20 protein-coding genes are annotated in these 19,342 nt (G+C 71.2%); 12 read left to right on the top strand and 8 right to left on the bottom strand.

What is annotated here, in order from left to right; genetic code table 11:
* Nucleotides 1-20 precede the first annotated feature (20 nt).
* The 9 genes from A6048_RS12465 (at nt 21) to rplQ (ending at nt 6,433) form a co-directional block, all read left to right on the top strand.
* Entirely contained in the window at nt 21-566 is a 546-nt protein-coding gene (locus tag A6048_RS12465) for an adenylate kinase (protein WP_107746302.1), read from the top strand.
* A 6-nt stretch (nt 567-572) separates the two neighbouring features.
* Nucleotides 573-1,376 carry a type I methionyl aminopeptidase gene (gene map, locus A6048_RS12460; RefSeq protein ID WP_107746304.1) on the top strand — a complete coding sequence of 268 codons (804 nt, stop codon included), beginning with the start codon at nt 573-575 and terminating at the stop codon, nt 1,374-1,376.
* A gap of 87 nt (nt 1,377-1,463) precedes the next feature.
* Nucleotides 1,464-2,744, top strand: coding sequence for a lipase family protein (locus A6048_RS12455; protein ID WP_235027280.1), 1,281 nt, complete (start codon nt 1,464-1,466; stop codon nt 2,742-2,744).
* A 114-nt stretch (nt 2,745-2,858) separates the two neighbouring features.
* A complete protein-coding gene (gene infA / locus A6048_RS12450; RefSeq protein WP_010541191.1) occupies nt 2,859-3,080 on the top strand; it encodes a translation initiation factor IF-1 in 222 nt (73 codons plus the stop codon).
* A gap of 168 nt (nt 3,081-3,248) precedes the next feature.
* Nucleotides 3,249-3,617 carry a 30S ribosomal protein S13 gene (gene rpsM, locus A6048_RS12445; protein WP_107746306.1) on the top strand — a complete coding sequence of 123 codons (369 nt, stop codon included), beginning with the start codon at nt 3,249-3,251 and terminating at the stop codon, nt 3,615-3,617.
* Nucleotides 3,617-4,024 carry a 30S ribosomal protein S11 gene (rpsK, locus tag A6048_RS12440; RefSeq protein ID WP_107746308.1) on the top strand — a complete coding sequence of 136 codons (408 nt, stop codon included), beginning with the start codon at nt 3,617-3,619 and terminating at the stop codon, nt 4,022-4,024. Before rpsM ends, rpsK begins: the two co-directional genes overlap by 1 nt.
* Before the next feature lie 22 nt (nt 4,025-4,046).
* A complete protein-coding gene (rpsD, locus tag A6048_RS12435) occupies nt 4,047-4,652 on the top strand; it encodes a 30S ribosomal protein S4 (protein WP_107746310.1) in 606 nt (201 codons plus the stop codon).
* A 106-nt stretch (nt 4,653-4,758) separates the two neighbouring features.
* Entirely contained in the window at nt 4,759-5,793 is a 1,035-nt protein-coding gene (locus A6048_RS12430) for a DNA-directed RNA polymerase subunit alpha (protein ID WP_067716627.1), read from the top strand.
* 34 nt (nt 5,794-5,827) lie between these two features.
* Nucleotides 5,828-6,433: a 50S ribosomal protein L17 gene (gene rplQ / locus A6048_RS12425; RefSeq protein WP_107746312.1), complete on the top strand. Its 606-nt coding sequence runs from the start codon at nt 5,828-5,830 to the stop codon at nt 6,431-6,433.
* Nucleotides 6,434-6,583: 150 nt separating this feature from the next.
* Here rplQ and A6048_RS12420 read toward each other — a convergent pair whose 3' ends face one another.
* Genes A6048_RS12420 through A6048_RS12410 form a run of 3 tightly spaced genes read right to left on the bottom strand, consistent with a single transcriptional unit; the run spans nt 6,584 to nt 8,974 of the window.
* Nucleotides 6,584-7,492: an SGNH/GDSL hydrolase family protein gene (locus tag A6048_RS12420; protein WP_107746314.1), complete on the bottom strand. Its 909-nt coding sequence runs from the start codon at nt 7,490-7,492 to the stop codon at nt 6,584-6,586.
* Nucleotides 7,493-7,526: 34 nt separating this feature from the next.
* Nucleotides 7,527-8,456: a hypothetical protein gene (locus A6048_RS12415; protein ID WP_107746315.1), complete on the bottom strand. Its 930-nt coding sequence runs from the start codon at nt 8,454-8,456 to the stop codon at nt 7,527-7,529.
* Nucleotides 8,453-8,974, bottom strand: a complete 522-nt coding sequence (locus tag A6048_RS12410) for a ClbS/DfsB family four-helix bundle protein (RefSeq protein ID WP_107746317.1) — start codon at nt 8,972-8,974, stop codon at nt 8,453-8,455. The genes A6048_RS12415 and A6048_RS12410 overlap by 4 nt, the downstream gene beginning before the upstream one ends.
* A 47-nt stretch (nt 8,975-9,021) precedes the next feature.
* Here A6048_RS12410 and truA point away from each other — a divergent pair, with 47 nt between their 5' ends.
* Entirely contained in the window at nt 9,022-9,954 is a 933-nt protein-coding gene (gene truA, locus A6048_RS12405; protein ID WP_107746319.1) for a tRNA pseudouridine(38-40) synthase TruA, read from the top strand.
* Here truA and A6048_RS12400 read toward each other — a convergent pair.
* Nucleotides 9,951-10,664, bottom strand: coding sequence for a CPBP family glutamic-type intramembrane protease (locus tag A6048_RS12400; RefSeq protein ID WP_244911007.1), 714 nt, complete (start codon nt 10,662-10,664; stop codon nt 9,951-9,953). The genes truA and A6048_RS12400 overlap by 4 nt on opposite strands.
* A gap of 39 nt (nt 10,665-10,703) precedes the next feature.
* Nucleotides 10,704-11,789: an NAD(P)H-binding protein gene (locus tag A6048_RS12395; RefSeq protein ID WP_107746323.1), complete on the bottom strand. Its 1,086-nt coding sequence runs from the start codon at nt 11,787-11,789 to the stop codon at nt 10,704-10,706.
* A 164-nt stretch (nt 11,790-11,953) separates the two neighbouring features.
* Between A6048_RS12395 and A6048_RS12390 the strand changes: the two genes are divergently transcribed.
* Entirely contained in the window at nt 11,954-13,039 is a 1,086-nt protein-coding gene (locus tag A6048_RS12390) for a DUF695 domain-containing protein (RefSeq protein WP_107746325.1), read from the top strand.
* Here the strand turns inward: A6048_RS12390 and A6048_RS12385 are convergent.
* Nucleotides 12,993-14,657 (bottom strand): hypothetical protein, encoded by a 1,665-nt coding sequence (locus A6048_RS12385; RefSeq protein ID WP_107746327.1) that lies wholly within the window; start codon nt 14,655-14,657, stop codon nt 12,993-12,995. The two genes, A6048_RS12390 and A6048_RS12385, sit on opposite strands and share 47 nt — an antisense overlap.
* Before the next feature lie 135 nt (nt 14,658-14,792).
* Between A6048_RS12385 and eccB the strand changes: the two genes are divergently transcribed.
* Nucleotides 14,793-16,244, top strand: coding sequence for a type VII secretion protein EccB (eccB, locus tag A6048_RS12380; protein WP_107746329.1), 1,452 nt, complete (start codon nt 14,793-14,795; stop codon nt 16,242-16,244).
* Nucleotides 16,245-16,305: 61 nt separating this feature from the next.
* Here eccB and mycP read toward each other — a convergent pair whose 3' ends face one another.
* Nucleotides 16,306-17,673, bottom strand: a complete 1,368-nt coding sequence (gene mycP / locus A6048_RS12375) for a type VII secretion-associated serine protease mycosin (RefSeq protein ID WP_107746331.1) — start codon at nt 17,671-17,673, stop codon at nt 16,306-16,308.
* A 10-nt stretch (nt 17,674-17,683) separates the two neighbouring features.
* A complete protein-coding gene (eccD, locus tag A6048_RS12370; protein WP_107746334.1) occupies nt 17,684-19,222 on the bottom strand; it encodes a type VII secretion integral membrane protein EccD in 1,539 nt (512 codons plus the stop codon).
* Nucleotides 19,223-19,342: the final 120 nt, after the last annotated feature.

Below are 19,342 nucleotides of genomic sequence, written 5' to 3'. Positions count from 1 at the left end.
TAGAAAGGCTGGTCCTCACCATGCGTCTCGTCCTCCTCGGCCCCCCCGGCGCCGGCAAGGGAACCCAGGCGGCCCTGCTGTCGGAGAAGCTCGGTGTCCCGCACATCTCCACGGGTGACCTCTTCCGGGCCAACATCTCCCAGGGGACGGACCTCGGCAAGGAGGCCAAGTCCTACATCGACGCCGGCAACCTGGTGCCCGCGGACGTCACCAACCGCATGGTCGAGGCGCGGATCGGCGAGCCCGACGCCACCGAGGGGTTCCTTCTCGACGGCTACCCCCGCAGTGTCGAGCAGGCGGATGCCCTGAAGGTCATGCTCGCCGATGCGGGTCACTCGCTCGACGCCGTCATCGAGTTCAAGGTCGACGAGGACACCGTGGTCGGGCGGATGCTCGCGCGCGGACGTGAGGACGACACGGAGGACGTGATCCGCAACCGCATGGCGGTCTACCGCTCCGAGACGGCCCCCCTTCTCGAGTACTACGGTGGCGAGGTCACGACCGTCGACGCCGTGGGCGAGGTGGACGAGATCAACGCCCGCGCGCTCTCCGCGCTGGATCGCTGAACCACGGTGTTCGGTCGGTCGCGCACGAGCGTCGTGACGGCGCGCACTCCCGCTGAGCTGGATGCGATGGAGGCCGCCGGCCGGATCGTCGGCCGCGCACTCGTCGCCGCGCGGGAGGCCGCCGTGCCGGGCGCGACCACCGCGGATCTGGATTCGTTGGTCGATCAGCTGATCCGGGACGCCGGTGCGGTCCCGTCCTTCAAGGGCTACGAGGGTTTCCCCGGCTCGATCTGTACCTCTGTCAACGAGGTGGTCGTGCACGGTATCCCCGGCCCCGCCACGGTCCTCCGGGAGGGGGACCTGGTCTCGGTCGACTGCGGTGCGGTGCTGGACGGTTGGCACGGCGATTCCGCCTGGACCTTCGGCGTCGGCGCGCTGGACCCCTCGGTGGCCCTTCTCAACCAGGCGACGCGCGAGGTCCTCGAGGAGGGCATCCTCGCCATGTCTCCGGGCAATCGGCTCACGGACGTGTCGCACGCGCTGGAGATGGCGACGCGCCGAGCGGAGCAGCGGCACGGCGTCACCCTCGGGATAGTCGACGGGTTCGGCGGGCACGGCATCGGGCGTGAGATGCACGAGTGGCCCTTCCTCGCCAACGAGGGCAAGGCGGGGAAGGGGCCGCGGCTCCAGGAGGGGTCGGTCCTCGCGGTGGAACCGATGCTCGTGCTCGGTGGCGAGACCGACACCCGCACACTTGCCGACGACTGGACGGTCGTCACGGTCGACGGGTCACCGTCGTCCCACTGGGAGCACACCGTGGCCGTCACCTCCGACGGCCCGCGTGTGCTCACGCCACGTCCACTGGACTGAGCGCCGTCGAGGGGTACGTGTTCCGGTGCCTTCACAGGCCGGGTTAGGGTGTTCCCACTGTTGACCACCGGCCCGAAAGGTCAGGGCATGCTCGCTCACCCCCACGTGCGCCGTACCATCACGACACCGACGCGCACGGCGCTGGCGGCAGCCCTCGTTCTCGTAGTGATCCTGGCCCAGATGGCGGGGCCGACCCCGTCGGCGGGAGCACAGTCGCTGATGGAGGGCGGGCAGGGGTCCCTCATGGAGGACCCGCAGCCGGCGCCGTTCTATCACGCGGACCCCGCGGTGCTCGCCGGTGCGGAACTGGGCGACGTGATCAACACCCGGGTCGTCACCATGCCCGCGTTCGTCGGGTACGAGGTGACGGAGATCGCGTACCGCTCCACCGACACCCGTGATCGTCCGATCCTGGCGACGGCGACCGTCGTGCGGCCGCCCCACGCCCGGCCGGACGGGCCGGTCCTGAGCTACCAGCACTATCTCAACGCCCTCGGCCAGAGCTGCGCTCCCACCGAGACCCTGGTCAACCCGACTCTCGAGACCGCGCAGGACAACGCGATGGCGTTCCTCCGGGTCCGCCTGGACCAGGGGTGGACGGTGATCATCCCCGATCACCTGGGGCCCAAGGTCGCCTACCCCGGCGGTCAGCTGTCCGCGCGCATCGTGCTGGACGGGATGAGAGCCGTGCGCGACGACCCCCGGTTCGACTCCCGGGACAGCCGGTTCGGCGCCCTGGGGTACTCGGGCGGCGGGATCGCCAGCGCCTGGGTCTCTCTCATGCACGACGACTACGCCCCGGACGTCAACCTGGTGGGGGTCGCGCAGGGCGGTATCCCGACGGACATGACCACGATGGCGCGGATGATCGGCAACTGGCCGCACCCCGCGTTCGGGTTGGCCTTCGCCGCCGCTGTGGGAATGGCGCGGGAATACCCGGAGGACATCCGGCTGGAAGAGAAGCTCACTCCCGAGGGCTGGGCCCTGTTCGATCGGATGAAGGGAAGGTGCACGGCCTCTCTGCTGGTGTTCGGCGCGTTCCGGTCGGTGCCGATGGTCCTCGAGGGCGGAGACCTCATGGCGGAGGAGGGGCTGATGCGGGCGTTCGGGGAGAACAGCGTCCGGCTGTCGCCGGATGTCCCGCGGGTCCCGGTCTTCATGTGGCATTCGCGCACGGACCCGCTGGTGCCCTTCTGGGACGCGGAGGAGACCGCCAAGCGGTACTGCCGCGAGGGGACTCCGCTCACGTGGGAACCGGGAGTGGCCCCGGAGCACCTCATCGGCGCGGTGGAGAAGCTACCGACCGCGATGAACTGGCTGCAGCAGCGATTCGACGGCGTCCCGGCGGGACGGGCCTGCTACGTCTGAGTGCTCGATTGGCACTAGCACGAGCACTGACGTAGGCTTATACGTCGGTGTGCCCACCAGTGCACCAGAATCCGGTAGACGACATCCGGGGAATCGTGGAGGACCGTAACAAGTATGGCAAAGAAAGACGGAGCCATCGAGGTCGAGGGCCGAGTTGTCGAGCCGCTGCCGAACGCAATGTTCCGCGTCGAACTCGAGAACGGACACAAGGTCCTCGCACACATCAGTGGGAAGATGCGCCAGCACTACATCCGCATCCTGCCCGAGGACCGAGTGGTCGTCGAGCTGTCGCCGTACGACCTCACGCGTGGTCGGATCGTCTACCGCTACAAGTAAAGCGCTCAACTCCCCGTACCAGCCGCCTCACCGCAGTCAGGTGAGGCGGGTTCCATACCCCTGGATGCGGAGGCCAGGGCCTCGTACGAATGCTCATCGTGAGATGACCATCCGTCAGCGGGGACGGTCGGGGAGCAGACCTACCGCATGACGAAAGAGAAACGCCACATGGCACGTCTTGCCGGCGTTGATCTCCCACGCGACAAGCGTATGGAGATCGCGCTCACCTACATTTTCGGCATCGGTCGCACGCGGGCCGTCGACATCCTGGAGCGCACGGGCATCAGCCCGGATCTGCGCACCAAGGATCTCACGGACGAGCAGCTGACCGTCCTTCGTGACGACATCGAGGGCAACTACAAGGTCGAGGGTGACCTTCGCCGCGAGGTCCAGGGCGATATCCGCCGGAAGATCGAGATCGGCAGCTACCAGGGCATCCGCCACCGTCGCGGACTGCCCGTTCGTGGTCAGCGCACCAAGACCAACGCCCGGTCCCGTAAGGGTCCGAAGAAGACCGTCGCCGGAAAGAAGAAGTAATGCCCCCCAAGTCACGCGCTGCGGGCCCCAAGAAGACGGGTCGTCGCAAGGAAAAGAAGAACGTTCCTCTGGGCCACGCCCACATCAAGAGCACGTTCAACAACACCATCGTCTCGATCACCGATCCCTCCGGTGGCGTCCTCGCCTGGGCGTCCTCCGGTCACGTCGGCTTCAAGGGCTCGCGCAAGTCGACGCCCTTCGCCGCCCAGCTCGCCGCCGAGAACGCGGCCCGCAAGGCGCAGGAGCACGGAGTGAAGAAGGTCGACGTGTTCGTCAAGGGCCCCGGCTCGGGCCGTGAGACCGCGATCCGTTCGCTTCAGGCCGCCGGCCTCGAGGTGGGCACGATCTCCGATGTCACCCCCCAGCCCCACAACGGCTGTCGTCCGCCCAAGCGGCGTCGAGTCTGAGCCGGAAGGAACGTAGAGAACCATGGCACGTTACACCGGCCCCGTCACCCGCAAGTCCCGCCGTCTGGGCGTGGACCTCGTAGGTGGGGACACCGCATTCGAACGTCGGCCCTTCCCGCCCGGTCATCATGGCCGCGCGCGGATCAAGGAGTCCGAGTACCGCACCCAGCTGCAGGAGAAGCAGAAGGCCCGCTTCACCTACGGCGTGATGGAGAAGCAGTTCCGTCGCTACTACGCGGAGGCTCACCGCCGCCCGGGTAAGACCGGCGAAAACCTCCTCCAGCTCTTGGAGTCGCGTCTGGACAACGTCGTGTACCGCGCGGGTCTCGCGCAGACGCGTCGTCAGGCACGTCAGCTCGTGAACCACGGTCACTTCCGGGTCAATGACCAGAAGGTGACCATCCCGAGCTACCGGGTGTCGCAGTACGACATCATCGACGTCCGCCCCAAGTCCACCAAGATGGACTGGTACGAGATCGCCACCGAGATGCTCGGCGAGCGTCCCGTCCCCGCGTGGCTGCAGGTCGTCCCCACGACGCTCCGCATCCTCGTGCACCAGCTTCCCGAGCGCGCGCAGATCGATGTGCCGCTGCAGGAGCAGTTGATCGTCGAGTTCTACTCGAAGTGATCCGTCCTCCCTCGTCGCCGGGCGGGCCGCACATCGCGGCCCGCCCGGCGACGGTGGGTTACTACGGCGTCAAATAGCGGACGCCGAGAATCGAAAGAGGTAGCACATGCTCATCTCCCAGCGGCCCACCCTCACCGAGGAGGTCGTCTCCGAGAACCGCTCGCGGTTCGTGCTCGAGCCCCTCGAGCCCGGTTTCGGCTACACCATCGGCAACTCCCTGCGGCGCACGCTGCTGTCGTCCATCCCGGGCGCGGCCGTGACCAGCATCCGCATCGAGGGTGTCCTGCACGAGTTCACCACCGTGCCGGGCGTCAAGGAGGATGTCACCGACATCATCCTCAACCTCAAGGGCCTGGTCGTCTCGTCCGTCGAGGACGAGCCGGTCACCATGTACCTCAAGAAGCAGGGCCCGGGTGCCGTCACCGCAGGTGACATCGTCCCGCCGTCCGGCGTCGAGGTGCACAATCCGGACCTGCACATCGCCACTCTCAACGAGAAGGGCCGTCTGGAGATCGAGCTGGTCGTCGAGCGCGGTCGTGGCTACGTTCCCGCAGGGCTCAACAAGGACGCGGGTCACGAGATCGGCCGTATCCCGGTCGACTCGATCTACTCGCCCGTCCTCAAGGTGACCTACAAGGTCGAGGCCACCCGTGTGCACCAGCGCACGGACTTCGACCGCCTGGTCCTGGACGTCGAGACCAAGAACTCGATGACCGCCCGTGACGCCCTGGCGTCCGCGGGTAAGACGCTGGTCGAGCTCTTCGGGCTGGCGCGGGAGCTCAACGACGAGGCCGAGGGCATCGAGATCGGGCCCAGCCCGGCCGAGGCCGATCACATCGCCGCATACGGCATGCCGATCGACGACCTGGACCTGTCCGTCCGGTCCTACAACTGCCTCAAGCGCGAGGGCGTCCACACCGTGGGCGAGCTCGTGGCGCGCAGCGAGTCGGACCTGCTCGACATCCGCAACTTCGGTCAGAAGTCGATCGACGAGGTCAAGGTCAAGCTCGTGGAGCTGGGCCTGTCGCTCAAGGATGCGCCCCCCGGGTTCGATCCCGCCTCGGTCGCCGGCTACGACGCCGAGACCGGGACGTGGACGGACGAGGGCGGCGAGGATTACGCCGAGACCGAGCAGCTCTGACGAGCTCTCAGCACACCATTCCTAGGAGAATCTGATGCCCAAGCCCAAGAAGGGCGCCCGCCTCGGCGGATCCCCGGCCCACCAGCGGCTCATCCTGTCGAACCTGGCCACCCAGCTGTTCGAGCATGATGCGATCCGTACCACGGAGACCAAGGCGAAGCTGCTTCGTCCGTACGCGGAGAAGCTCATCACCAAGGCGCGCCGCGGCACGCTGGCCGACCGTCGTGAGGCCGCCAAGCTCGTCCGCAACAAGGACGTGCTGCACAAGCTGTTCGCGGAGATCGGCCCCCGGGTCGCCGACCGCGACGGTGGTTACACCCGGATCGTCAAGCTCGAGAACCGCAAGGGCGACAACGCGCCCATGGCTATGATCGCGCTCGTCACGGAGCCGCTGGCGTCCGCCGAGGCTTCGCGGGCCACCCGCGCCGCCGCCTCCAGGAAGTCGGCCGAGACGTCGGCCGCGGAGTCCACTGATGAGGTGACCACTGATGAGGTGACCGCCGAGGCCGAGGCCAACAGCCCGATCGCCGATCAGGTCGAGGCCGCCGACGACGCCGACGTGGACACCGCCGAGGAGACCGCCGACGCGGTGTCCGAGGACACCACCCACGCGACGAGCGAGGACACCGACAAGGCCTGAGTCACTTCAGGCCCGATCCGTCACGGATCCGGTGTGAAGGGCCCCATCTACCGCATCACGCGGTAGGTGGGGCCCTTTCGTCGTCCCAGCCGGCGGGCAGGCTGGGAGAGTGGCGGGCGCGCGCGGTGACGATTCCCGGGGATCCGCCCGTCAGAGAACCGCGCCCACGGCCTCCGCCATCGCCCGGTGCCCCGCCGCCGTCGGGTGCATCGGGTGCGAGCCCGTGTCCACGCCGGTGAAGTCGGTGTAGCGCTCGGCGGCCGGAGCGCAGGCGTGGCGTTCGGCGGCGTCCGCGGGCTGGACGACGTCCGCGCCCGCGCGTTCGGCGGCATCCGAGACGATCATGTTGATCCGCTCGGTCACGTGTCGTGTCCAGGTGACGTCGCCCGGACTCATCCCGGAGACGAACTCGCATCCCCCGTGATCGGGGACGAGCGGCAGGTACGCGGTGGTCACGATCCGCGCGTCGGGGGAGCGGTCACGGATCCCGGCATAGACGTCGTCCAGTCGATCGGGGAGCCCGTTGAGCCCGTCGGTCACCGATCTCTCCAGGCGATCGCGGCACGGTGCGCCCTCCGACGCCCGCGGGGTCTGGAAGATGCAGCCCACCATGGCGCCGAAACCGATGTCGTTGCCGCCGATGGAGAGCGTCACCAGGTCGGTGTCACCGGTCAGGGCGTCGAACTGGGGCGGGGTTCCGGCGATCTGTGGCGAGATCATGTCGACCGTCCGGGCTCCGCCACAGGTGACGTCGACCAACTCGCCCACATCGCCCCCTTCGGCGAGCACCGCCGCGTAGTTGCGAGTGGATCGGAGGCACTGGGCCGGCCCGCTCGTGGGGGCGGTCGTCGGGCCGAGGGCGGCGAAGGAGTCGCCGAGGGCCACGTAGCGCGCGTAGGACGGGGCGGTGTCGGATGGCACGATGTCAGCCGGAGCGGTGTCGGACTGCGCGGTCCCGGGCTGCTGCCCGGGCGTCGGAGCGTCCTCGCCGCCCTGGGAGCACCCCGCGACCGTGGCGGCGAGTGCGGTGACGAGGACGGCGAGGCGACGGGTGCTCATGTACCCATCCTGGACGAGCCCCGGCCGACGTGTGTCAGTCCACCCCGGTTCGCCGCAGGATCCTCAGGGCGGCGAGGGTGATCCACGGGTTCGGCTCGCGCGGGCCCGGGTAGCCGACATGGGTCTGCCCGGGGTAGCCGCGGGCGCCGCACCAGCGACCGTCCGCCCGGCGTCGCCGTCTGAGCACGTCGAGTCCGTCGGAGAGTCTGTCGTCTTCTACGACCCCGGCGTGGGTGACGGCGTCGAGGCCGCGCAGGACGTCGAAACGCCATCGCGCCGGATGGTGGAGCCGGGTGAACTCCGGGCGGATCACCTCGCCGGTGCGGTGGCTGCGGAACAGTCGGTGCACCAGGAGGAACTCGACGGCCGCCGAGCGCGCCTCGGCCACCTCGGCGGCGCGATGCTCGTGGCCGGCCGCGAGGTAGGCGGTGAACCCCTCGATCACGCTCGTGGTGGTGTGCACCGACGAGTGGGTGGCGCCCGAGCGTGTGCTCCGGCAGTTGACACCGCCGTCCGCCATCCGTTCGGTCAACACCATGTCGAGCACGCCGACCAGCACGGAGGTCTCCGCGCCGAAGTGGCTGCCGTAGGTGAGCGCCATGCCGTTGATGCACACGTCGCTCCTGGAGGCCGGTCCTCCGGCACCCAGCCCGCCGTCGTCACAACGCGGGGAGTCCAGGACCACCCGTACGGACGAGGCCGCACGGGGTTCCCGAGGGTCCAGGCCCAACCACGCGAGTTCGAGGAGCGTGTAATGAGTGCTGGTCCAGTTCGGCCCATAGAAGCCGGATCCCCAGTGCCCGTCCGGGCGGCGCGCCGCGAGTAGCGCCGCCCCCACGCCGGAGTCGGCGATCCCGGCCCGGAGGACCGGGTCGTCACGGTTCTCGAGGTCCCGCGCCACGAGGTAGGCCGTCGACGGGTCGACCGCCCGCAACCACCCCAGGACGTCGGGGTGGGTGGTCACGGCGAGGGGAGCGCGCGCTGGATCCGGCGGAGGGTGTTCTGCCCCCACACGTAGTGGCTCGAGGTGGCCGAGACGAAGTAGGCGCCGAGGGTGGTGCTCTTGGTCCAGGCGTAGCGGCCGCGGGTGAAGAGTTGGTCGTCCGTGTGCGCCTCGATCGTGTCGAGGCACCGGGCGTGGCTCCCCGCGAGGAGGTCGACGGCCTCGGCGTAGGGCGTGTCCAGGTAGCGCTCGCGGATCTCGGCGTTGATCTCCGGGGTCTCGCGCCAGGTGCGGCCCTCACCGGGGACCTGGGGGGTGCCGCCGGCCTCACCGGCCTCCGCCCACCCCAGGGCGAGGAGCTGCCAGGCGTGGATGTGCGTGAGGACGTCGCGCGGGTGCCGGGAGGTGTCCTCGATGTCCGCCTCCCATGCGAGGTCGGCCAGCACGGTGGGCTCGAACCGGCCGAGGGCGAGGTGCAGCCGCTCGTACTCGCTGGCGGCGGCCTCGAGGAGTTCGGACCTGCTCGTGGGGCGGGGCATGACCCGAGCCTGCCACGGCCGGGGCGGGTGGGCTAGCGTCGACGGTCATGATCACCCCGTCGGAGCACGCGGCCGACACACCCACCCGCCGGATCCGCCTCGACGTGGCCTATGACGGAACCGATTTCTCCGGATGGGCCCGCCAGCCCGGCCTGCGTACGGTGTGCGGCGTCCTGGAGGAGCAGCTCGGCACGGTCTTCCGGAACCCTGTGGCCCTGACCGTGGCCGGGCGCACCGACGCCGGGGTCCACGCCCGGGCCCAGGTCTGCCACCTCGACGTGGACCCGGCGTGGCTGGACCAGCGGTCGTTCGACGGGCGTCCCGAGGCGCTCGTGCGCCGGCTCGCCAGGCTCCTGCCCGCCGACATCGCCGTGATGGACGCCCGGTGGGTGCCCGGGGAGTTCGACGCCCGCTTCTCCGCGCTGCGGCGCCACTACGAGTACCGGCTCACCACCGCGCCGTGGGGGCCCGAGCCGACCCGCGCCCGCGACACCGCGTCCTGGACGCGCCGGGCGGACCTGGACGCGGTGCGGGAGGCCTCCTCGCGGCTGCTGGGCCTGCACGATTTCGCGGCGTTCTGTCGTCGTCGGGAGGGGGCCACCACGATCCGCGAGCTCCAGCGCTTCGACTGGCGCGCCGAGCCGGATCCGCGCGGTCCGGACGCGCCCGGGGCGGCCGAGGTGTGGACGGCGTCGGTGAGCGCCGACGCGTTCTGCTGGTCCATGGTGCGCAGCCTCGTGGGCGCGGTGATGGCCGTGGGTGAGGGCCGGCGCGGGCAGGAGTGGATCGACGGGCTGCTGCTCGAGACGCAGCGGTCGTCGTCGGTCCCCGTGGCCCCGGCGTGCGGCCTCTCGCTGGTCGGGGTGGACTACCCGGCGGAGGAGGACCTGGCGGCCCGGAACCTCACCACCCGTGAGGTGCGGCCGGGCCCGGGGACCGAGCGGGCGGGGACCGCCGGGGAGGGCTGCTGCGGGGGCTAGCCGCTCGCGGCGTCGAAGATCGGGGAGAGTGCGAACAGCATGACCATCGACCACACGACGTGGGTGATGATCGGGCCCAGAACCCCGCCGGTGCACCGCCGCTGTACCGCCGTGACCAGTCCCAGCACGACGGCCGCGACCACCAGCAGGGGGATCCCGGCAGCGGCGGTGACCACGCCGTAGATCACGGTGGTCACCAGGATCGGGTGGATCCGCGAGGTGGCCGAGTAGACCGCCCCGCGGTGGAAGCACTCCTCGGCGGCGCCGTTGACGGCGGTGAGCAGGGCCACCAGCGCCAGGTTGCCCACCGTGGCGTGGGCGAGCAGGGCGGACACCGGCTCGCGGAGCGGTTCGATCCGCGCCACCACGACCGCGCCCACGCAGAACACCACGGCCAGTGCCGAGGCGGCGAGGATCGAGGACAGGATCGGCCGGCCCGGTCGGTACGGCTCGCACCCCACCCGGATCGGGCCGGAGGCGAACGCCCCCACCAACCAGATTGCCGCGAGCAGGGCCGTGGCCGGATAGAACATCGAGTCGCCGGCCGGGATGCGCAGCGCCCAGGCGCTGACCGTCGTTCCCAGGATCAGGGTGATGACGACGACGACGAGGCGCCGGCGCGTCGGAGGCACCGGCGCGGTCTCCATCTCGCCGGTGCGGAAGGCGTGCCGGTATCGGCCGAACAGAGTGCCGGGCGCAGGCTCAGGCATGGGATCGATTCTGCCCGCGTTCATCGCAGCTCACGTTCATCACCTAGTGCGGGCGTGCCACACGGCGGGCGGACGGGCCCCGGCCCAGTCGGCGTCGCTGGGTAGGAGCCGCGCCGGGTCGCCGAGCGGGTCGGCGGCGGCCCACAGGGCGGGACGGGAGGGGCCGTGCGGCACGCGCAGGGCCTCGCGGAGGGCCTCCCGGTAGCTCGTGCGACCTCCGGGCGGGGGGCCGAGCACCTCGTCGGCGTCGTCGACCAGGACGATCGCCTCGCAGCGCAGCGATTCCACCAGCGGCCGGGCCAGGGCGGGTTCGAGCGGGGTGACCAGTCCCATCCACAGCGAGGACAGCTTGGGCGTGAGCACGGGGACCGGGACCATGAGCCGGCGGTGCAGCCCGGCCTCCTCGGCGTAGATCTGCATCATCTGCCCGTAGGTCAACACGTCCGGCGCGCCCACATCGATGATGCGACCGTTCGCCAGTTCACCGTCGAGCGGAACCGTGGTGGCGGCCGCGAGGTAGTGGACCACGTCCCGTACGGCGATCGGCTGGATCCGGTTGCTGACCCACTTCGGGGTGACCATCCCCGGGAGCCGAGTGGTCAGGTGCCGGATCATCTCGAAGGAGGCGGAACCGGAACCGATCACCACCCCGGCCTGGATCACCAGCGCGGGCACGGAGGAGGCCAGCATGATCCGCCCCACCTCCACGCGCGAGCGCAGGTGGGTCGACAGGTCGGTCTCGTCCTTAGGATGCAGCCCGGACAGGTGCACGATGCGGCCCACCCCGGCGGCCTCGACGGCGCGGACGAACGCCTCGGTGGTCTCGCGCTCCTCCTTCTCGAAGTCCGTGGAGTGGCCCATCGAGTGGACGAGGTGGCAGGCCACGTCGACGCCGGCGAGCGCGGCCGCCAGCGCGGCCTCGTCGCCCAGCCCGCCCTCGTGGACGGTGACCTGGTCCCGCCACGGCACGTCGTCGAGCCGCGCGGGAGTGCGCGCCAGGACCGAGACGTCGGCGCCGTCGGCGAGCAGTCGGGGGACGAGACGGGCGCCGACGTACCCGGTGGCGCCGATGACGAGGACGCGCGGGCCGGTCGGGGCGTCGGGGGAACCGTGGGGGTTGGTCATGCCCGAGACTCTTCCAGTGTGGACGCCGATGCGCACCCGTTGCCGGGGGAGAGGACCGGCCCGGGGGCCCGGTCGGGGTGAGCGGTTCCGGGCACGAGAGGCGGCTTATCCGGATACTGGAGTCAGACATGCCAGACGGACCGTGACGGGCGGAGGGAGAACAGATGGCGATCGGCGCGGCGCGACCCCGGCAACTCTCCAGATCGATGGACCTGTCCGGTGTCCGCATCGAGACCGCCAGGCTGCGCTCGGACCGCGCCGTCACCACCTTCTGGCGGTGGTGGACCGAGGGCGGGTGCCGCCGGACGACCGCCGCGCTCGAGTCGGGTGACGCCCGCCGCGTGGTCCCGGAGATCACCTCGCTCATCGAGGCGATCGACCCCGGGTTGTCGTGGGAGTTCGTCCCCGGGCCGGAGGGCGCACCGCACCGCCTGACCGTCACCGCGGCCGGGGTGCCCGAGCTCCGCGGTGCGGCCCGCCGGTGGCTCGCCCAGGCCCCGCCCGCCGACGCCGACTGGTCGTACGCGGACCTGCGTGACCCGGTCTCCGGGTGCGCCATGCACTTCCGCGACCGACGTCTGGGATTCGACGAGGCGGAGGTGGTGGTGGACTGCGGCCTCTCCCGGGCCGACGTGACCGTGCACCACCCCGGGTTCGCCGGACTCAAGGGATCCGATGCGGGGATCGCCGCCTGCCTGTTGCTCGACGCCATGTGCGGGGAGGCCGCGGTGGAGACGTGGGTGGGCATGATCCGCTCCAACGCCACGGCCCCGGGGGACGACGCGGTGTCACTCGACGCGCTGCCCGGGATCCTGCGGGAGATCGAACGGGACAACACGGACGAGGCCGGGGAGCCGGCCTGGCAGATCCTGCACGGCGACACCTCCCGGGGCCCGATGGTGGCCGTCGTGCGCGTTCCGCTTGTCGCCCTGTCGGCCCCGGAGTTCGACCGTCACGTCGCCGTGCACGTCCCCTATACGGATGTTGAGGACGGCGGTCTGCCGGGGTCCGCCTCCCTGCCCGGCCTGCGGGATTTTGAGGATCACCTGGTCGACCGCCTGGAGGGCACGGGGGAGTGCGTGGGCGCCGAGAGCTGCAACGGCCGCCGGCTCCTGCACTTCTACGTGGACTCCGCGACCCCCGCGCACGAGCAACTGCGCGTGGCGGCATCCGGCTGGGAGCAGGGCGAGGTGACCCTGACGGTCACCGACGATCCGGGCTGGCGGAAGGTGCAACACCTGCGGGTGTGAGGTCGGCCGGGTCCGGGATCCGGCCCACGAACGCGTCCTCGCCGGGACCTGTCACCACGGTCACCCGTCGGGTGGGTCCCGTGCGCGGTTCGACCGAGATCCAGCCCGCGATCCTTCCGTCCAGGACGAGGTCGTGCGGATTCTCTGCCGTCGCGCGCCCGGGCCTGGGGACATCCCAGTCGGCGTCCACCCGGATCACGGTCGGCGGTGTGACGTCCGGGCCGCCGGGCCCGGCGAACGCGTCGATGCGGCCCTCGCTGAGGGGGCCGTCGACATCCCAGAACACGGCGTCGACCGGGGCTCCGGCATCCGAGGCGTCGGGGTCGACTATCCGGTACCGGCTCTCGTCAGCGATTGCCCGCAGTGCGCGCCAGCGGTCCGGAACGTCGGTAACCACTGCCACCCGGTACCCGGCGGCGACCGCGCGGAAGGCCACCTGGCGGCAGACGGCCGGGCCGGCGGCGAGGAGCACGGACCGCAGGTGGGGGCCGGCCAACTGGACCGCGGCCGCGTTCCCCGTTCGGGTCGCCCCGAGGATCTGACCGCATCCGTGGGCGGGAGGGGCGAGGGCGTCGAGCTGATCGAGACGGCGGCGGACCACGGAGCCGGCGACCGCGACGGGGAGGGATTCACCGGGCACGGGCAGGACACGTGCTGACGGCAACGGATGACACGAGGAGGCGGACGAGGGGAGCGATTCCACGGAGACCCCCGCGAGCCCCACGGTCGAGACCGCGTCGACCACGTCGCGGCGACCTTTGACCCGGCGCAGGCGGACCACCTCGGTGATGTCCGAGCTTCGGACCGCGGTGAGGCCGTCCACGAGCTCCCGAGGGTCCGACCCGGGGCGGACCACCAACCCCACTCCGGCCCTCGGGTCCGCCTCGGCCTCGAGGTAGCGCTCGGCGAGCTCGGCGGCGTCAAGGACCCGGCACGGCACCCCGTGATGGACGAGGGAGCGACGGAGCCGCTCGGTGGCCACCGCGATGACCTGCTGTAGCGAGCCAGCCTCAGCGCCGCCCTCAGTAGCGCCTCCCTCAACAGCGCCACCCACACCGGTGCCGTCCGTCGAGGTCAGCGCGAGGTCGGCCAGGTCGAACCGGAGGAGCAGGTGGACGCGCCGGTGTGAGATCAGGGCGAGCGGACCCACGAGCGAGCCGTACACCTCGCCGTCGGGGCCCGGCGCCGCGCGTCGACCGTGCACCACCACGTCGATCCCCTCGAGTAGCACCCCGCCCTGGTCGAGCTGCCGAGCCACCGCGCTCAGCGGGAGCCGTACGCCACGGAAGTCCGCCGGGTCGTCTCGGCCGACCTCGGTGGTGATGAGGGCGCCGGCGGAGAGCTCGACCCCGGTGGTCACCACCCGGTGGCCCTCGACGCAGCCGACCAGCGAGAGTTCGGGTGAGACGAGGTCCACGACGTCCACCTCCGTCCGGCGCGGATGTGGGCCGCGTGACAGCAGCGGCCGGCCCCGGTGACGCACGGTGACCGCGCAGGCGACGAGAGAGGCGGCGGTGAACTGCACCCACGGCTGCCAGTGCTGCGGGCAGATCACCGCGAGTACCACCGAGGAGACGAGTACGGCCGAGTATGCGAGGAGGGTGTGAGGGACCGTCATCACCCGTCCTCCTGGCCTGGTCGAGAGCGTGCGAGGACGCCCGGGGAAGACCGGCCACCGGGCCGGGATCGTGGCGTACCCTACCCCCGGAACTCCCCGCCGCGGGGCGTCACATCCGTGGGAAGGGGCCCTTCCGTGCCGCTGAAGCCGACGACGAAGGCACAGGTCGACGGGCACCGCTTCCTGTCCCGCCGGGCCCGGCACGCGGTGGTCGCCCGTGACGTCCGGATGCTCCACGACCCCCTCAGACGCCAGTCGACGGGGCTCATGGTGGGCGCGGTCGCCGCGGTCCTCGGTTGTGCCGGGGCCGCGGTCCTGGCCCTGCTCGATCCGACGCCGGACGTCGATCGCGCCGTGCTCATGGTGGGCCGCGACTCCGGTCAGATGTACGTCCGCGCCGGGGACACCGTCCATCCGGTGTTCAATCTCGCTTCCGCTCGTCTGGTGACCGGTCAGCCCGCCGAACCGACCACCGTGCGGGACTCGGATATCGCCGGGACCCGCCGCGGTGGTCTGCTCGGGATCCCCGGTGCGCCATCCGCATTGCCGGCGCACCGTGACGCAGGCGGAGCCGCGGCCGTGTCGTGGACGGTGTGCGACGAGGTGGCCGACGCTGATCGTGGTCGCCCTCGGATCATCTCGACCAGTGTGGTCGCCCGGGAGGGGGCGGCGGGGCCGGGGCGCGACACCGCTGGTGACGAGGTCGTCCTAGCCGACCAGGACGGTAGGGGGTGGTTGCTGAGGGACGGCACCCGCTCGAGGATCGATCTGTCAGACGGGGACCTGCTGGCGATCCTCGGACTGGGTGGTGTCGCACCGCGGCCGGTCACGGCGGCGTTGATCGACCCGCTGCCGGAGGTCGATCCGGTGGTGCGGCCGGAGATCGAGATGGCGGGGCGGCCGGTCGACTACGGTCTCGACTCACTCCGGATCGGGCAGATCTTCACCGTCGACACCGCATCGGGTACGGGGACCTACGTCGCGCTGGCAGACGGCGTCCAGGAGGTCGGCCCGGTCGTGGCCGATGTCATCCGTTCCACCTCCACCGTGGGTGCGGTCGTGTCCGTCGATCCGGACCGGATGGGTGTACCGCGGTCGATGGCGCTGGATGTCGACGCCTTCCCCGCCGACCGCCCGTCCGTGCTCTCGACCGGTGACTCCCCGGTGCTGTGCGTCCGCGACTCGGCGAGGGAGGGCACCATGGCCCGGCGTGTGACCGTGGTCGCCGGTGCCCCGGCCCCGCCGGCTGCGGAGGCGCGACCGCTGGCCGGCGCGGACGGGGGCGGGCCGGCGGTCGACGCCGTCGGCATACCGGGTGGTGGACTGCTGGTTGCGGCGGTCGGGCGTGGCACGTCCACCCGCGGTGCGGTCACGACGATCGTCACGGACACCGGGGTGCGGTTCGACGTTCCCGACCCGGAGACCGCCGCTGTCCTGGGAGTCGGTGGGACCCCCGTCCCGGTCGACGGAGCGATCATCGACCGGCTGCCCGCCGGACCCCGGTTGGACCGCGACTCCGCTCTCGTCAGCCGGGACGGTTCCGACCTCCAGCCCGTTGCCGACGGGGACAGGGCCCCGGTGGGATGACCGCAGAAATGTCGTGACGCCGCGGTGACGAATCCGGGCGACGGCCCGCGGGCGGACCTCGTCAGTGACGGTGGGCGCGGGGGCGAACAAGGGCGGCGACGACGAGGACGAGCACCCCCACCGTGAGTGAACCGGCCGCGACTACCGCGCCTGTACCCGCGCCGGCCGGGCCCGGGTCCGGGGTGGGCGCGGCAATGGTCGTGGTCGCGGGCCCGGGGCGACCGGAACGGCGGACCCCGGTGACCGCGGCGACCGGGTCCACCACTCCGTGTCCCACCGCGAAGTCGTGCCCGCCGGCCGCAGGGATCGCGGTGTTCTCGATGCGCGCGATCACCTGTCGGGCCGTGAGTCCCGGGTACGCCTGCCGGACCAGCGCGGCGGTGCCGGCGACGAAAGGTGCGGCGAAGCTCGTCCCGCTGATGGCGGTACGCGAACCGTCACCGTCCACCACCAGGTCCGACACCCCCGCGCCGTCGGCACCGACCGAGCGCAGACCCACGGCAGGGGCGGCGACGTCCACCCACGGGCCGCGGAGTGAGAAGTCCGCGGGAGAACCGTCCGGACCGACGCCGCCCACGGCCAGGACGTGATCCTCGTACCAGGCGGGCACCGCCACGGTGAGGACGTCGTCCCACCCGTCTCCTCCCGGGGCGGCGGGGTCGGGGATTCCGGGGTTCTGGTCCCCGCACGTCTGACCGACGTTGCCCGCGGCCGCCACCAGCACGACGTCGTGGTCGACCGCGGCGTACCGGATCGCACCGCCGAGCGTGTCATCTGCCAGCAGAGTGCCGGCGGGTACGCAGGCGACCTCCGAGATGTTGATCACCCCGGCACCCGCATCGACCGCTGTACGGATCGCCCTCGCCAGGGAGGACAGGGTGCCGACGCCCGATCCCCCCAGGGGGTCGTCGGGCCGAACGTCGGTGGACCTCAGGACGCTGCTCGACTGGCGGATGGAGATGATCTCGACTCCCGGGGCGATCCCGGAGTGGCCCGTCTCGTCCTCGCTCGCCGCGAGCACCCCGGCCACCAGCGTGCCGTGTGCGTCGCAGTCCTCGGTGCCGTCCCTGCCTGGGACCACGTCGCCGACTCCACGGACACGAGGCAGGCGGGGGCCGGGGTTGACCCCGGTATCGATGACGGCCACCACCTGGCCCTCACCCCGTCCGTGAATCCACGCCGCGCTCAGATCGGCGGCCGTGGTGTAGACGGGTGGGGCGGACGGATCGAGTATCGCGGCGGTGGTGCGACAGGGGCCGTCGAGTCGAAGCCCGCCGGGTTCGGCCGATCGGGGATCGATCGGACCGGCGTCCGGGACGGGGCCGTCGATGGAGGGCCTCTCGAGCGCGACAGCCGATGGACCGCCGACGGTCTGCGCGGCCAGGATCATCCCGGTGGTGACGAGGGAGACCAGTCGGGCTGACCTCATCGCTTTGACCTCATCGCTGACGGACGAGCGAGTAGACGTCCATGGCGCCCACCGCGAGCGGGATGATCACACAGATCCCGACCACCTCGATCGTCCCCACAGCGCGCAGCGCGGCGGGGGAGAGCTCGACGTGGGGCAGCGCCGTCGCCGCCAGGACGACGGCCGCGGCAACGGCCGCGGCGGCAGGGACCACGATCCCGACCGGCGAGGGTTGGGTGACGGCCGCACCGATCAGCACACCAGCCGTCAACGTCAGTGCCGACACGAGCAGCACCGTGGTGTGGACCCGATCGGCGTACCCGAGTCCGCGCAGGACCAACACCACGATCAGTACCAACGCCAGGGGGGCGGCCCACCTGGCGGGGCCGGGGCCACCGCTCAGCGACAGCAGTGACCCGGCCGTGCAGATCGTGCCACTGGCGGAGAGTAACCCGGTGAGCCACGAGCGCGAGGTGAGGAAGCGGTGCCGGAGTACCGCCGGAGTGGGCAGCGGTCCGTGTGATCGAGGGGATTCGGGATCCCGCGCGCGAACGTCGTGATCGACGTCGTCGAGATCTCCGGCCTCGACGTCCTCACCCGGCGCCGGCACCGGAGGGATCGGGATGCGGGCCGCCGAGACCGCGATGCCGGGCGCTGCGGTGAGCAAAAGCAGCCCAGCGAGGAGGGCTCCGGCCCCGGCGGCGTGCACCGGGGTGGCGGTGGAAGCGACCACCACCGCGGCGATCGCGCCCACCGCCAGTACCAGGGTCAGGGCCAGATAACCTGCTGCGGGACCGTACGACCGAGGGGGGCCCGGCCGGAACACAGTGCACCGCAGCACGCCGGCGAGGACGGCGCCTGCGGTGAGGCCACCGACGAGGTTGCCCGCTCCGATGGGGTCGGAACCGATCGTTCCCGCTGCGAGCACGGTGAACCCGACCATGGACGCCCCCGCCACGGCGTGTGCGGCGCCGGGGGCGGAGGTTCCGCGAAGAGCGAGGACCGCCGCGAGTCCGAGAACGGCGAGCAGGGCCGCGACGACAGGGGGCAGGATCCCGCCACCGGCCCACCACTGCCCCACAAGTGCTGTGGCCGCTGCCACCGCTGCCACCGCGGTCGTCGCTATGGCGGTGCCGACCGCGTCGCGGCGACTCCAGTCAGGGGAACGTGCCACGTCCGGTTCGGTGAGACCCTGCAACACATCGTCGAACAACGGCGCGGGAGTGGGCACGGGCCGGTGGTCCAGGACGAGGATCTCCCCGTCGTGGACGCGCTGTTGGGCGAGGGTCTCGGACACGGCCAGCGGTCCGCCCGCCAACCGTGACAACTGCCATGAGCCGCCCGCCTCACCGCCCATCCGGGCGTCCACGTCCACGCCCGAGGCGGGCCCGGCGGCCACCCGGATCTGGTCGCGGACCAGGTCCACGATCTCGGGGATCACCGCGACGAGTTCGAGATGGGCCGGCAGGCTCAGATCCACCCGGGTCGTGCGACAGACGATCGACACCCGACGTTGGTCGAGTGGCTCCACGCCGGAGGCGACACCCCGGATCTCGTTCTGTTCCGTCACGCCCGGTCCTTCCATTCGTCCGACTCTGCTGATCAGTCGCGGGCGCTGCAGCCCCACCGGTTGGCGTCCCCGTCAGGACGTGCACTGCCCTAACATCGCGCTTCGACACGGCGACCATTG

The organism is Dietzia psychralcaliphila, from assembly GCF_003096095.1.
GTDB classification, from domain to species: domain Bacteria; phylum Actinomycetota; class Actinomycetes; order Mycobacteriales; family Mycobacteriaceae; genus Dietzia; species Dietzia psychralcaliphila.
The sequence above is the reverse complement of the archived record's forward strand: the minus strand, read 5'-3'. Positions and strand labels throughout refer to the sequence as shown.

Excerpts from the sequence above, each read along its gene's own strand:
- A6048_RS12465 (WP_107746302.1), top strand. The coding sequence starts at position 21 with ATGCGTCTCGTCCTCCTCGGCCCCCCCGGCGCCGGCAAGGGAACCCAG.
- A6048_RS12455 (WP_235027280.1), top strand. The coding sequence starts at position 1,464 with ATGCTCGCTCACCCCCACGTGCGCCGTACCATCACGACACCGACGCGC.
- infA (WP_010541191.1), top strand. The coding sequence starts at position 2,859 with ATGGCAAAGAAAGACGGAGCCATCGAGGTCGAGGGCCGAGTTGTCGAG.
- rpsM (WP_107746306.1), top strand. The coding sequence starts at position 3,249 with ATGGCACGTCTTGCCGGCGTTGATCTCCCACGCGACAAGCGTATGGAG.
- rpsK (WP_107746308.1), top strand. The coding sequence starts at position 3,617 with ATGCCCCCCAAGTCACGCGCTGCGGGCCCCAAGAAGACGGGTCGTCGC.
- rpsD (WP_107746310.1), top strand. The coding sequence starts at position 4,047 with ATGGCACGTTACACCGGCCCCGTCACCCGCAAGTCCCGCCGTCTGGGC.
- A6048_RS12430 (WP_067716627.1), top strand. The coding sequence starts at position 4,759 with ATGCTCATCTCCCAGCGGCCCACCCTCACCGAGGAGGTCGTCTCCGAG.
- rplQ (WP_107746312.1), top strand. The coding sequence starts at position 5,828 with ATGCCCAAGCCCAAGAAGGGCGCCCGCCTCGGCGGATCCCCGGCCCAC.
- A6048_RS12420 (WP_107746314.1), bottom strand. The coding sequence starts at position 7,492 with ATGAGCACCCGTCGCCTCGCCGTCCTCGTCACCGCACTCGCCGCCACG.
- A6048_RS12410 (WP_107746317.1), bottom strand. The coding sequence starts at position 8,974 with ATGCCCCGCCCCACGAGCAGGTCCGAACTCCTCGAGGCCGCCGCCAGC.
- truA (WP_107746319.1), top strand. The coding sequence starts at position 9,022 with ATGATCACCCCGTCGGAGCACGCGGCCGACACACCCACCCGCCGGATC.
- A6048_RS12400 (WP_244911007.1), bottom strand. The coding sequence starts at position 10,664 with ATGCCTGAGCCTGCGCCCGGCACTCTGTTCGGCCGATACCGGCACGCC.
- A6048_RS12395 (WP_107746323.1), bottom strand. The coding sequence starts at position 11,789 with ATGACCAACCCCCACGGTTCCCCCGACGCCCCGACCGGCCCGCGCGTC.
- A6048_RS12390 (WP_107746325.1), top strand. The coding sequence starts at position 11,954 with ATGGCGATCGGCGCGGCGCGACCCCGGCAACTCTCCAGATCGATGGAC.
- A6048_RS12385 (WP_107746327.1), bottom strand. The coding sequence starts at position 14,657 with ATGACGGTCCCTCACACCCTCCTCGCATACTCGGCCGTACTCGTCTCC.
- mycP (WP_107746331.1), bottom strand. The coding sequence starts at position 17,673 with ATGAGGTCAGCCCGACTGGTCTCCCTCGTCACCACCGGGATGATCCTG.